Here is a 12,531-nt window from a genome sequence, read left to right on the forward strand (position 1 = left end):
TCCAGTACCAGAATAAGGTGGCTCTGGATACCAGGCTGAGCCTAACGCAGGCTGGGGTCATGGCAATCAAGGACAAGGTCGTGGCGATCACCGGCGCCAGCAGCGGGATCGGGGAGGCGACCGCTCTTCTGCTCGCGGAACGGGGCGCGCGCCTCGTGCTCGGGGCCCGCCGGTCGGAGCGCCTCGCGGACCTCGTGGCCAGGATCGAGAAGGCAGGCGGAACGGCCGTGCACACGCGCACCGACGTGACCCGCCGCGAAGACCTGCACGTGTTGGTGGCGTTGGCCCGGGAGCGGTTCGGACGGCTCGACGTGCTCGTGAGCAACGCGGGGGTCGGCCCGATCTCACCGCTGGACGACCTGCGCGTGGACGAGTGGGACGAGATGGTCGACGTCAACATCAAGGGCGTGCTGCACGGCATCGCGGCGGCGCTGCCGGTGTTCCGCGAGCAGCAGGCCGGCCACTTCGTGACCACGGCCTCCACGGCCGCGTTCACCGTCGTGCCGTCCATGGCGGTCTACGCGGGCACCAAGGTCGCGGTCCGGTCGATCTGCGAGGGCCTGCGCCAGGAGGCGGGTCCTTCGGTGCGGGTGACCACGGTGTATCCCGGTTTCGTGCACACCGATTTCGCGGAGGCGTCGAGCAACACCGCTGTGCGCGAACGGATCGCGGGCATGCGGGACGAGATCGCGATCCCGCCGGACGCGATCGCCCGCGCCATCGCGTTCGCGATCGAGCAGCCGGCCGACGTCGACGTGAACGAGATCGCCGTGCGGCCGACTGCCCAGGCTTAGCTATTTGGTCATCGGCTTTCCGTTGCCGGTGACGTTGGTGAACTTCAGGCCGTCGACGTTCTTGACGGTGTTGGTGGTGCTGCCGAGGCCGTTGAACTTCGAGTCGCGCAGGTCGAGGCCCTTGACGTGCTCCTGCGAGAGGCCGGACACGTCGAGGACCTTGGAGGCCTTGGTGCAGCTGGAGTTCGAGACGGAGAACGGCCCGAACTTCGGCACGTTGCTGCCCGTCTGCGAGTTGTAGGTCGTGGTGACGTAGATGAACGCGCGCCCGAATACGCCGGACACGCTGTCCAGGTTGATGTTCTGGGAGAAGCCGCCGCGTTGGGTGTTCGACTTGACGTACAGGGCGAACTTGGTGGCGTTGACGCAGTTCAACTGGTAGCCGTAGACGTTGCGGATGCCGCCGGTCTGCTCGGAGCCGCACGTGATGGCGCCCCAGTTGCCGTTCATGCGGCAGTTGACGACGACGATGTTCTGGCACGGCACGTTGATCCGCCGGCCGTCCTCGTCGCGGCCCGACTTGATCGCGACGTTGTCGTCGTGCGCGCCGAGGTCGCTGTTGGAGATCACGACGTGGTCGCACGACTCGGGGTCTACCGCGTCGGTGTTGTTGGCGGACGTGGACGGGTCGGTGTGCACGTCGTCGACCGTGACGTTCTTGCAGAGCGTGGGATGGATCTGCCAGAACTTGGGGTTCTTCAGCGTGAGGCCCTGGATCAGCACGGTGTCACAGTCGTAGGGCTCGATGAACGTGGAGCGCATGTTCTTGCCGGAGCCGGGAACCACGCGCTTCTCGGGCGGGGTTCCCTTGGCCACCAACGACTCCAGGTACGAGCGGTCGCTGCCCTTGTTCCAGCCGCCGGTGGCACCCGCGTCGAGCGTGCCCCTGCCGGTGATGGCGATGTTGGTCTGCTTGTGCGCGTAGATCATGGGGGAGCGGTTCATGCACTCGATGCCCTCGTAGCGCGTGAGCACCGTCGGGAACTTCGAGGCGTCGCCGGAGAACTTGAGCAGCACGCCGTCCTCGAGGTGGAAGTCGACGTTGCTCAGCAGGTGGATCGCGCCGGTGACGTAGGTGCCCTTCGGGACGATCACGTGCCCGCCGCCCGCAGCGTTGCAGGCGGCGATGGCCTTCTTGAACGCGTCGGTGTTGTCGGTCTTGTTGTCGCCCTTGGCGCCGTAGGCCGTCGCGTCGAAATTTCGGTCCGGGAACGACGGGAGTTTCGTGTTCCGCACGATGTCGTTGGCGGCCGGCCAGGGCAGGGTGGGGACGGCGACCGCGAGCGCGGTCGCCGCCAGGGCCGGTGTTGCTACCGCGGCCACGATGGTGGACTTCATCAGCAGCCTGCGGTTGATCCTGCCGTCCATGCTTCCTCTTCCGGTGGGAGGCGTGACGGCGGCGGTGTGTTACAGAAAAGACTGTAAACGTTTGCGGTGGCTCAGCGGAAGGCGTTGCGCGTGTAGGTGAGGCTGAAGGTTCCCTTGTTGGCGAAGTACTTGTCGATCACCAACGCCGGATCGGTGGCCAGGTAGCCGCGGTAGATCGCGCCGTCGTTCTGGTCGTCCCAGCCCCATGGCGCGTTGGCGGCGTTGTCCTTGCCGTTGTCACCGCGGAAGGTGCCGAACGACGAGTAGGTCTCCGAGTTGCTGCGGCGCGCCCACATTCCGTTGGCGTCCAGGGAGTTCACCAGGCGGTAGCCGACGCTGCGGTCGTTGCCGCCCGACGGCACCTCGCCGGTGGCGGCGGGCTGGTAGATCACGCCGTCGCCGCCGGGGAAGTCGGCGCCGTTCCAGCGGTACAGACCGTGGCCCTTGGCTTCCTGGAAGGTGGCGGGGCGGCCGCCGACCAGCAGCAGCGTGCCGTCGATGGTCTCCGACCCGTTCTGGTACGGCGACCCGGCGGGCACGTAGGAGTAGAAGTCGCTGTGCGCCACCGTGACCGCGGCTTCGAGCGTGCCGAACCCGGCGTCCTTGCGGACGACGAACAGGGTGCCCTCCAGGTCGTTCTCGTGGGTCCTGGTGCCGAACGGGTCGGGCTGGTCGTCCCAGTCGCGCGGGTGGAAGAAGCTGTAGACGAGGAACCAGTGCGTGGACGTCTCGACCACCGAGTAGTACGCGGCGCCGGTGAGTTTGGCGAGCTGGGTCTGGTTCTCCCAGTTGTTCAGCGTGTTCCAGTCGCCGTCGAAGTCCACAGTGGACAGATAGTCGGCGTCGTAGTCCGACGAGTCGGTGTCCTGGTGGTGCACGGGCGCCCAGTGCAGCGCCAGGTCGTAGTCCGAGACCGCGGCCTGGGCGGGCGCGGTGAGGGCCGTGGTGAAGAGAGCGACGGCCAGCAGGGAGGCGCGGATCGTTTTCACGACGCCGGAGGTTAGCTGTAGATGGTGACCGTCAGGCGGGGGTTTGAGCGAAAGTCCGTCGACTCGTAGGCGACGCGCGCGAGTGGCATCGATCCGGCCGCCGCGGTCAGCGTCGTCTCGATCTCGTGGCGCTCGTCCTCGGTCAGGTACGCCCAGAACGAGCTGTGCCAGATCACCGTGTACGTGCCGCGTTCCTCGGGCGGCACGAGGTTCTCGCGCAACCACCGCCCGGCGGGGGAGCGCGCGACCTTCACGCCGACCTTGGCGGCCAGTTCGATGGCGTCGTCGAGGTCCCACCGCAGCGCGTCGTGCTCGGGCGGGATGAACGAGTGCAGGATCATCGCGTGCTTGGGATCGGCGGGGTCGCGCGGCTGCAGGTCGCAGCCGGCCCTGTCGACGATCTCCAGGTTCGGCGGCTGCGGCCCGACCGCGGCCAGCCGCACCGGCGAGTCCTTGTCGCCCCACTCCCAGCCGAGCCCGAACCAGCGGTAGTGGTCGAGGATGAGGTTCAGCCCGGCGCACGCGCCGAGTTCGAGCAGCCGGACCTTCGGCGCCCCGATCATGGTGAGCCCGCGCAGCAGGAACCCGGCCGTCTTCGGCTGGTGCTGCTGGACGGTGCGGTCGAGCGCGGCCAGGATCTCACCCGCGTTCTCGACGATCGCCCGCCGTGCCGCGAGCCAGGCGAGCAGCGCCGTGGAATCGGACTCCCCGGCCATCGCCGCCGCGTGCGCGCTGGCGAACCGCTGACTGAGTTCCGGCGCCTTTCCCGACAGCATCAGCAACCGCACACCGGCGAGCGCCTGGATGCCGAACAGCGGGCTGTGCACGGCGCTGTGCGAGCACAGCAGGTCCGCCACCGGCCCGCCGCGGTCGAGTTCGCTGGCGAGTTCGGAGAGGATGCGCGCGGACACCGGAGCACTGGTGCGCAACCGCACCGCGAGCGTGCGCAACGTGGAAGCACCGATGGCGGCCGCGGTCACGTTTCCTCCCCTCCTCGGCAGAGGGACTTTACAAGGAGGTGAACGCATTACTACCCAACTGAGACCGCGCGAGCCGCCGGACGGCGGTAGGTATCGTGCGGCGGGTGAGCGAGTTCCTGGAGCTGTCCGCGGCCGGTCCGGTCGCCACGTTGACGATCAACCGCCCGGCCAAGCGCAACGCCATGTCGTACGAGATGTGGTCGGCCATACCAGGGCTCCTGGCACAGGTTTCCGCAGATGAGAGCATCCGCGCACTGGTGATCCGCGGTGGCGACCACTTCTCCGCCGGCGCCGACATCGCCGAGTTCTCGACCCTGCGGCGCGGTCCGGAAGGCGCCGCCCACTACGGCGAGGCCGTTCACAACGGTGAACGCGCGATTGCCCAGCTCGACAAACCGACGATTGCCGCGATTTCCGGTTTCTGCGTCGGCGGCGGTTGTGAGATCGCCCTCGCCTGCGACATTCGGGTGGCGTCTTCGGATGCCCGATTCGGCATCACGCCCGCGAAACTCGGCATCGTTTACAACTTCACGTCCACCAAGGCCCTCGTGGACGCGGTCGGCCCGGCCTGGGCGAAGCAGATCCTGTTCTCCGCCGACCTGATCGACTCGGCCACGGCGTTGCGGATCGGGCTCGTGAACGAGGTCGTGGAGTCCCTGGACGCCCGCGTGAAGGAACTGTCCGAACAGATCGCGGGCCGCGCGCAGGTGTCCGTGCGGGGTGCCAAGAAGATCATCAACTCGATCACGGACGGCGGGCACGAGGACGACTTCGTGCGCGCGCTGTACGCGGAGGCCGCCTCCAGCGCCGACTACGCCGAGGGCGTGACGGCGTTCCTGGAGAAGCGGCCTCCTAGGTTCTAGGCATGGGTCAACTGATGGGGGCTTTCACCGCGGCGGCTGATCACGGCTGTCTGCTGCTGGAAGACGAACAACCGATGGGGTTGCGGCACGACTCGTGGGACCCGGCGGAGGTGCTCTACGACGTGGAGGACGACTCCGTCATCTTCAGCGTGCTGCCGTCGGTGGACGGGATGGTCACGGTGCGGGTGTGGCGAGGCGAACCCGAACCCGGGGCCGCGACGCTGCCGTACTTCTCCGGCGCTCTGGTTCTCTCGCGCGGGAAGGCCGTGCTGCGTGATCCCGAGGACAGGGTGACGTTGACCTTCTACCTCGAACGGGGTCCGAACCCGTTCTACGTGTTGACGGACTCGGTCGAGTTCCCCGAGTCCGTCGACATCGTCTTCTCCTAGAAGATCTCGGCGGCGATCGTGGTGTCCGCGCCGTGCCCGGTGTGCACCACGGTGTCGCCGGGCAGCGTCAGCAGCTTTTCCCGGATCGACGCCTCGATCGTCGGCCGGTCCGAGAACGACCGGCCCGTCGCGCCCGGCCCGCCCTGGAACAGCGTGTCGCCCGTGAACACCGCGCCCAGCGACGGCACGTAGAAGCACACGGCGCCAGGCGAGTGGCCCGGCGTGTGCAGCACGTGGATCTCCTCGCCGGCCACCGTGAGCACCTGGCCGTCTTCCAGCGCCTGGTGCGGGATCACGCCGGTGTGCGTCAGCGACCACACGATGTGGTCATCCTGGTGCAGAGCCATGGGCGCACCCGTGGCGTGCGCCAGATCCGGCGCGACGCGGACGTGGTCGTCGTGTGCGTGGGTCAGCAGGATCGCGACGACCTTGCGGCCGTCGACCGCTTTGAGGATCGCGTCCACGTCGTGCGGCGCGTCGATGACGACGCACTCCGACGAGTCCCCGATGACCCAGACGTTGTTGTCGACGTCGAAGGTCTCGCCGTCCAGCGAGAACGTGCCGGAGGTGACGGTGTGATCAACGCGAAGCGACATCAGAACACCACGACCGATCGCAGGACCTCGCCGCGGTGCATCTTCTCGAACGCGCCCTCGACGCCGTCCAGCGCGATCTCCTCGCTGACGAACGCGTCCAGGTCGAAGCGGCCCTGCTGGTACAGGTCCACGAGCATCGGGAAGTCGCGCGTGGGCAGGCAGTCGCCGTACCACGAGGACTTCAGCGCGCCGCCGCGCGAGAAGAAGTCGATCAGCGGCATCTCGAGCCGCATGTCCGGCGTCGGAACGCCCACCAGGACAACGGTTCCGGCGAGGTCGCGGGCGTAGAACGCCTGCTTCCACGTCTCGGGACGGCCGACCGCGTCGATCACGACGTCCGCGCCGAACGAGTCCGTCAGGTCCTGGATCGCGGTGACGACGTCGTCGACCTCGCGTGCGTTGATGGTGTGCGTGGCGCCGAAACCCTTGGCCCACTCCAGCTTCTGCGGGTCCGTGTCCACGGCGATGATCTTCGCGGCACCGCCGATGCGGGCGCCCGCGATGGCGCCGTCACCGACACCGCCGCAGCCGATCACGGCCACCGAGTCGCCGCGGCCGACGCCACCGGTGTTGAGGGCCGCGCCGACGCCGGCCATCACGCCGCAGCCCAGCAGGCCGACAGCGGCGGCGCGGGCGGACGGGTCGACCTTCGTGCACTGTCCGGAGTGGACCAACGTCTTCTCGACGAACGCGCCGATGCCCAGCGCCGGCGAGAGCTTGGTGCCGTCTGCCAACGTCATCGGCTGCGACGCGTTGAACGTCGAGAAGCAGTACCAGGGCTTGCCGCGACGACAAGCGCGGCACGTGCCGCAGACCGCGCGCCAGTTCAGCACGACGAAGTCGCCGGGCGCCAGGTCCGAAACGCCCTCACCGACCGACTCCACGACGCCCGCGGCCTCGTGACCCAGCAGGAACGGGAAGTCGTCGTTGATGCCGCCCTCGCGGTAGTGCAGGTCGGTGTGGCAGACGCCGCACGCCTGGATCTTCACCACTGCCTCGCCGGGACCGGGATCGGGCACCAGCACCGAGGTCAGTTCCACCGGTTGTCCCTTGCCCCGGGCGACGATGCCCTTGACCTCTTGCGCCACTGCGACTCCGTCCTCAGTTGATCAGTGTCGTGCCTTCGAACTCGCCGAGTTCTTCCCGGTAGAACTCAATCCCTACACCGTTGGGGTCGCGGATGTACAGGCTGTCCTCGACGCCCCGGTCGGGGCCCAGGTACTCGATCCCCGCCTCGTCCAGCTTGGACTTGATCTCGGCGAACCGCTCGGGGGAGGTCGACAGCGCCAGGTGCTGAACGGCGCCGATCGTCTCGGAGAACGGCGGGTGGTCGTGGCCGGGGAAGTCGAAGAACCCCAGCAGGTTCTTGGCCCCGAGGTCGAAGAAGAAGTGGCTGGAGCCGTTGTAGTCGCGGTTCTCCACGAGCTCGACCAGCGGGAAGCCGAGGAACTCCTGGTAGAACCGGATGGTCTCCTCGACGTCCTTGCAGATCAACGCGATGTGGTGAACGCCCTGCGTGGGCGAGCCGCCGCGCTCGGCGAGCGGCTTCACGTACTTCGCGCGCAGCTCGTCGCGCTTGGCCCGGATGGCGGCGAGGTCATCACCTTCTGGCTGTGGCATGCGCGCCAGAGTAGTTGAGGATTCAAACGTCCGCAGGGCTAGCCGGCGACGCCCTCGAACTCCACCGCGTCGTCCTCGGAGAGCAGGGTGGCCTGCAGGAACGCCACCGAGGTCCGGGGACTCAGGCGGGCGGTGACCTGCGAAAGATCACCCGGTTGCCGGGCGTAGATCTTCAACGACGACACGTCGTGCAGCCCGAACCCGTCGCCGACACCCCACTGGGCGAGGTTCGCCGCGCTCATCAGCTCCTCGGCGTCGTCGAGCGACGGAGCCGAGAAGTACAGCCGCCCGTGCGCGTAGACGCCGCGCGCGCCGCTGGGGGAGATGATCGTGACCGGTGTGCCCGTCCGGCAGGCCAGGAAGTGGAACGCGATGCCGCCGCCGAGCGAACCGACGACTGTGGCCGCGGTCAGGCCGCTCCACGTCACCGGCCGCCGCGCGAACGCCTCGGCCTGGCCCAGCAGGAACTCGCGGTAGGTCCGCGGGGTGAGGTCCTGCAGGTAGTTCCACATCCGGAACACGTGGTGGTAGCCGAGCTTGCCGGCCAGTTCCAGCGCCGCGCGGAACGCCAGCCGTCCGGCGTAGGTGTGCTCGTCGCACGGCGGGATCCGTCCGGCGCAGAACAGGTACTCGCCGTCGTGCGCGTAGGCGATCGCCTTGTGCTCACCGGATTCCACGCCGTGCGCGCTCGTCCAGACCTCCGCGAAACCGCGACCCTCGTCGGCGAGGTGGACCGTCAGTTCCGGATACCCGGCCTTCACCACGGGGTTGAAGGACGTGCCGGCGAACCTGACGACGCCCAGCCGCGACCGGGCCGGGTCGTCCGGAACGTCGGTGAGCGGCTCGAACGTCGAAAACAGCGCACGAGCCCGCACCTGACGAGTCATCACTGGCCTTTCCCGGGGGAACTCGGCCAGATTAAGACGCCACCGGATCGTCCGCACCTACGCGTCTTGATTGGACGGACAGGTGCTCAATCTTCTTCGTCGCCGGGCCATTCACCGGTCAGCTTCTGAAAACCCTTGGCGCCGCCGCGGTCGATGGCGGCCTTGACCAGGCCGAAGATGGCGCCCTGCAACGCCGCGGCCATCAGCACCTCGCTCCAGGCGCGGTTGCGCATGGTGGCGCTGGGCGCTTCTTTGTCGCCCGCCACCAGTTTCCAGATCTGCCCGAAGATGGCGGTCGCCAGGAAGCCTCCCAGCGCGCCGACCAGCATTCCCAGCGGGCGGTAGAGGAGTTTCATCCGTTCCTCCTGGAAATCGCCCAGATCGCCAGGACGAGCGCGATCAGCGCCGCCGCGACGGCCCCGGGATGCCTGCGTGCCTTCTCGACCTGCACCGCGACGGGCTCAGGCAGCGAGTCGACCGCCTGGTTGGTGGCGAGGGCCAGCCGCAACCGGGTCTCCTGCGCCTGCTCCTTCACCCGGCCGGGCACGTCCACCTTGTGCGCCAGCGCTTCCACCGTCTCGCCCAGCTCACGCCGGGTCCGTTCGACGTCGCGCTGCAGCTCTTCCCTGGGGTCGTTCATCGGTGCGCACTCTCCTTGATCGTCGCGATGTCCTGCTGGACGTTGTCCATCGCCTGCCTCGGCGCGGGAGGAACGGCCTGCTTGACCTGTCCCTTGCCCACGAGCGCGAAGATGCCCGCGAACAGCAGAAGGGCGGCCGCGACGATCAACGCGGCCGCCCACGGCGGTACTACGAGTGCGAGCAGCAGGATCAGGCCCGCGACGACGCTGAGCCCACCCCACCACGCGAACACGCCGGCCGCGCCGAACATCCCGGCGCCGACACCGGCGTGCTTGCCCTTGTCCTTCAGCTCCGCGACAGCGAGACGGATCTCATCGCGCGCGAGCCTGCTCACCTGCTCGGACAGCTGGTGGACCAGCTGTGCGGTCGACGTGTCGGTGTTCATGCACCTCGACTACCCCGAGCGGCGTAAAGCCAATCAGCCCTGCTGGGCCTGGGCCTCCGCGACCTTCGCGTGGACCTCTTCCATGTTCACCTCGCGCGCCTGCTGGATCAGGTCGTTCAGCGCGGGGGCGGGCAACGCGCCCGGCTGCGAGAACAGCACGACGCCTTCGCGCACGATCATCAACGTGGGGATCGACCGGATGCCGAACGTGGCCGCGAGCTCCTGCTGCGCCTCGGTGTCGACCTTGCCGAACACGATGTCCTCGTTCTTGTCCGACGCGGCCTCGTACGTGGGCCCGAACGCGCGGCACGGACCGCACCACTCGGCCCAGAAGTCGACCAGGACGATGCCGGAGCCGTCGGAGTCACCGACCACCTCGTCGAAGTTCTCCTTGGTCAGCTCGACCGTCGCCATGTTGGTCCTCCTCGTTTGCTGGGGGCACCCGATCCAACGGAGCAGACGCCGATGGAATTCCCCGAGTGCGCCCGGTCACGCCTGGTTTCAACTTTTTGTGGACTTCTTCAACTGGACGTTGTACGGTCCCCGCCATGAAGCCGCGCCTGCTCGTGACCTCGCTGCTCGTACTGGGGCTCGCCGCCTGCGGGTCCACGTCTGACCCCGCTCAGACGTCCACGCCTCCGTCGTCCGACCTGGGCTCGGTCAAGAAGGACGACGCGCTCGCCGCGCTGCTGCCGCCCGAGATCGCCTCGGCCGGCACGTTGAAGGTGGGGTCGAACATCCAGAACCCGCCGAACAACTTCTACGACCAGGACGGCAAGACGCCGCTGGGGTCGGAGGTCGACCTGATCAAGGCGATCTCCGCGAAGCTCGGGCTCAAGGCCGAGCACAGCGACATGGCGTTCAGCTCGCTGATCACCAGCCTGGAGACCGGCCGCGTCGACGTGACGATGGCCGCGATGAACGACACCGCCGAACGCCAGCAGAAGATCGACTTCGTCGACTACTTCACCTCCGGCATCACGATCATGGTGCAGAAGGGCAACCCGCAGGGCGTCAAGGGACCCGACGACCTGTGCGGCAAGGGCATCGCGGTGAACCTGGGCAGCTCGCAGGAGCAGTTCGGCAAGGAGCAGAGCCAGAAGTGCGTGGCCGCGGGCAAGCCCGAGGTCCAGCTCAGCGTCACCGACAGCGACACCGGCAACCAGAACCAGCTGCGCACCGGCCGCGTCGCCGCGATCCTCAACGACCTGCCGACCGCCGTCTACGTCGCGAAGACCGCGGGTGACGGCCAGTACTTCGAGGTCGTGCCGCTCGCGCCGATCAACGGCGGCCCGTACGGCATCGGGGTCGCGAAGAAGAACGCCAAGCTGTCCGAGGCGATCAAGAGCGCGCTGCAGTCCCTGATCGACGACGGCACCTACGAGAAGATCGTCACCACCTGGGACATCAAGCAGGGTGCGATCACGAAGGCCGCGATCAATGGCAAGTGATCTCCAGACCAGTGGGCTCCAGCAGGGGGAGCTCACCGTCGTGCCGCTGCGCCACCCCTGGCGGTGGTTCAGCGGCGCGGTGATCCTCCTGGTCATCGCCGGGCTCGGCTGGGCGATGGCCGAGGCGCAGATCCAGTGGGAGGACGTGCCGGGGTTCTTCACGCACCCCGTGATGCTCGAAGGCCTGCTGAACACCATCGTGCTGGCCCTGGCCGCACAGGGTGGCGCGATCATCCTCGGCGTCGTCGTCGCGTTGATGCGGCTGTCGGCGAACCCCGTCGCGCGGTGGTTCGCGGTCGGCTACATCTGGCTGTTCCGCGGCCTGCCGGTGCTGCTGCAGATCCTGATCTGGTTCAACCTCGCGCTGGTGTTCCAGAACATCAGCATCCCGGGGCTGTTCTCGGTGCCCACGAACGTGGTCATGACCGCGTTCGTGGCCGCGTTGCTGGGGCTCGGTCTGAACGAGAGCGCCTACATGGCCGAGATCGTCCGCGCGGGCCTGAGCAGCGTCGACGAGGGCCAGACAGAGGCGGCCAAGTCGATCGGCATGACGCCGCTGACGACGTTGCGCCGAGTCGTTCTGCCGCAGGCGATGCGCGTGATCATCCCGCCGACCGGCAACAACTTCATCAACATGATCAAGGGCACCTCGATGGCGTCGGTGATCGCCTTCACCGAGCTCATCCACGCCGCGAACAACATCTCCTCGCGCAACCTGGAGATCATGGAAACCCTGTTCGCCGCCGCGGCCTGGTACCTCGTGATGGTGTCCGTCGCGTCGATCGGGCAGCACTACCTGGAGCGTGCGTATGGCCCTCGTTGAGTCGATCGGGGTCCGCAAGTCGTTCGGTCACACCGAGGTCCTGAAGGGCATCGACCTGGAGGTCGAGCGCGGCGAGGTCGTCTGCCTGCTCGGGCCGTCGGGTGCGGGCAAGTCGACGTTCCTGCGCTGCGTGAACCACCTGGAGACCATCGACGCCGGCCGGATCTGGGTCGACGGCGTGCCCGTCGGGTTCCGGGCGGCGGGCGGGAAGCTCTACGAACTGCGCGAACGCGACGCGGCCCACCAGCGGCGCGACGTCGGGATGGTGTTCCAGCGGTTCAACCTGTTCCCGCACCGCACGGCGCTGGAGAACGTCATGGAGGGCCCGGTCCAGGTGCTGGGGCGCGGCAGGGCCGAGGTGCGCGCGGAGGCGTTGGCGCTGCTGGAAAGGGTGGGACTGTCGGAGAAGGCCTCCGCCTATCCCGGTTCGTTGTCCGGTGGTCAGCAGCAACGTGTTGCGATCGCGCGTGCCCTGGCGATGAAGCCCAAGCTGATGCTGTTCGACGAGCCCACGTCCGCGTTGGACCCGGAGCTGGTCGGCGAGGTGCTCGACGTCATGACCTCGCTGGCCCGCGACGGCATGACGATGATCGTGGTCACTCACGAGATCGGCTTCGCCCGCTCGGTCGCCGACCGCGTGGTGTTCCTCGTCGACGGCGCCGTGGTGGAGAGCGGCACGCCGGCCGACGTGCTGGACAATCCGCAGCAGCCGCGCACGCAACAGTTCCTCGCAAAGGTGCTCTGA

At 67.8% G+C, this 12,531-nt stretch carries 17 protein-coding genes; 6 read left to right on the forward strand and 11 right to left on the reverse strand.

The window, feature by feature from the left end; genetic code table 11:
- Positions 1-59: 59 nt before the first annotated feature.
- Positions 60-794, forward strand: a complete 735-nt coding sequence (locus ACH413_RS26310) for an SDR family oxidoreductase (protein WP_360031898.1) — start codon at positions 60-62, stop codon at positions 792-794.
- Here the strand turns inward: ACH413_RS26310 and ACH413_RS26315 are convergent, their stop codons facing one another.
- From ACH413_RS26315 to ACH413_RS26325, 3 genes are all read right to left on the reverse strand, one after another.
- Positions 795-2,162, reverse strand: a complete 1,368-nt coding sequence (locus tag ACH413_RS26315) for a glycoside hydrolase family 28 protein (RefSeq protein ID WP_360031896.1) — start codon at positions 2,160-2,162, stop codon at positions 795-797.
- Positions 2,163-2,233: 71 nt separating this feature from the next.
- Complete coding sequence (locus ACH413_RS26320) at positions 2,234-3,151, reverse strand: hypothetical protein (RefSeq protein WP_360031894.1); 918 nt, start codon at positions 3,149-3,151, stop codon at positions 2,234-2,236.
- Positions 3,152-3,162: 11 nt separating this feature from the next.
- Complete coding sequence (locus ACH413_RS26325) at positions 3,163-4,131, reverse strand: DUF2332 family protein (RefSeq protein WP_319978930.1); 969 nt, start codon at positions 4,129-4,131, stop codon at positions 3,163-3,165.
- A gap of 104 nt (positions 4,132-4,235) precedes the next feature.
- Here ACH413_RS26325 and ACH413_RS26330 point away from each other — a divergent pair, with 104 nt between their 5' ends.
- The gene (locus ACH413_RS26330; protein ID WP_360031892.1) at positions 4,236-4,994 is read left to right on the forward strand and encodes an enoyl-CoA hydratase-related protein; all 759 of its coding nucleotides are present in this window, start codon (positions 4,236-4,238) and stop codon (positions 4,992-4,994) included.
- A 2-nt stretch (positions 4,995-4,996) separates the two neighbouring features.
- Entirely contained in the window at positions 4,997-5,383 is a 387-nt protein-coding gene (locus ACH413_RS26335) for a hypothetical protein (RefSeq protein ID WP_360031890.1), read from the forward strand.
- Here ACH413_RS26335 and ACH413_RS26340 read toward each other — a convergent pair.
- The 8 genes from ACH413_RS26340 to trxA form a co-directional block, all read right to left on the reverse strand.
- The gene (locus tag ACH413_RS26340; protein WP_360031888.1) at positions 5,380-5,979 is read right to left on the reverse strand and encodes an MBL fold metallo-hydrolase; all 600 of its coding nucleotides are present in this window, start codon (positions 5,977-5,979) and stop codon (positions 5,380-5,382) included. The two genes, ACH413_RS26335 and ACH413_RS26340, sit on opposite strands and share 4 nt — an antisense overlap.
- On the reverse strand, positions 5,979-7,067 hold the full coding sequence (locus tag ACH413_RS26345) for an S-(hydroxymethyl)mycothiol dehydrogenase (protein WP_360031886.1): 1,089 nt from the start codon (positions 7,065-7,067) through the stop codon (positions 5,979-5,981). The genes ACH413_RS26340 and ACH413_RS26345 overlap by 1 nt, the downstream gene beginning before the upstream one ends.
- Positions 7,068-7,080: 13 nt before the next feature.
- Positions 7,081-7,599, reverse strand: coding sequence for a VOC family protein (locus tag ACH413_RS26350; RefSeq protein WP_093600777.1), 519 nt, complete (start codon positions 7,597-7,599; stop codon positions 7,081-7,083).
- 38 nt (positions 7,600-7,637) lie between these two features.
- Positions 7,638-8,486 carry a hypothetical protein gene (locus ACH413_RS26355; RefSeq protein ID WP_360031884.1) on the reverse strand — a complete coding sequence of 283 codons (849 nt, stop codon included), beginning with the start codon at positions 8,484-8,486 and terminating at the stop codon, positions 7,638-7,640.
- 86 nt (positions 8,487-8,572) lie between these two features.
- Entirely contained in the window at positions 8,573-8,842 is a 270-nt protein-coding gene (locus ACH413_RS26360) for a DUF4235 domain-containing protein (RefSeq protein WP_360031882.1), read from the reverse strand.
- Entirely contained in the window at positions 8,839-9,126 is a 288-nt protein-coding gene (locus ACH413_RS26365; protein WP_360031881.1) for a DUF3618 domain-containing protein, read from the reverse strand. The genes ACH413_RS26360 and ACH413_RS26365 overlap by 4 nt, the downstream gene beginning before the upstream one ends.
- Entirely contained in the window at positions 9,123-9,512 is a 390-nt protein-coding gene (locus ACH413_RS26370; protein WP_355302083.1) for a phage holin family protein, read from the reverse strand. Before ACH413_RS26370 ends, ACH413_RS26365 begins: the two co-directional genes overlap by 4 nt.
- Positions 9,513-9,545: 33 nt before the next feature.
- Complete coding sequence (gene trxA / locus ACH413_RS26375) at positions 9,546-9,926, reverse strand: thioredoxin (protein WP_319978940.1); 381 nt, start codon at positions 9,924-9,926, stop codon at positions 9,546-9,548.
- 134 nt (positions 9,927-10,060) lie between these two features.
- Here trxA and ACH413_RS26380 point away from each other — a divergent pair, with 134 nt between their 5' ends.
- Genes ACH413_RS26380 through ACH413_RS26390 form a run of 3 tightly spaced genes read left to right on the forward strand, consistent with a single transcriptional unit; the run spans position 10,061 to position 12,531 of the window.
- Positions 10,061-10,963, forward strand: coding sequence for an ABC transporter substrate-binding protein (locus ACH413_RS26380; RefSeq protein ID WP_360031878.1), 903 nt, complete (start codon positions 10,061-10,063; stop codon positions 10,961-10,963).
- On the forward strand, positions 10,953-11,786 hold the full coding sequence (locus tag ACH413_RS26385) for an amino acid ABC transporter permease (protein WP_360031877.1): 834 nt from the start codon (positions 10,953-10,955) through the stop codon (positions 11,784-11,786). The genes ACH413_RS26380 and ACH413_RS26385 overlap by 11 nt, the downstream gene beginning before the upstream one ends.
- The gene (locus ACH413_RS26390; RefSeq protein ID WP_396425230.1) at positions 11,773-12,531 is read left to right on the forward strand and encodes an amino acid ABC transporter ATP-binding protein; all 759 of its coding nucleotides are present in this window, start codon (positions 11,773-11,775) and stop codon (positions 12,529-12,531) included. The genes ACH413_RS26385 and ACH413_RS26390 overlap by 14 nt, the downstream gene beginning before the upstream one ends.

Origin of the sequence: Lentzea sp. NPDC020367, assembly GCF_044387305.1 — a bacterium.
In the GTDB taxonomy this organism is placed as follows: Bacteria; Actinomycetota; Actinomycetes; order Mycobacteriales; family Pseudonocardiaceae; genus Lentzea.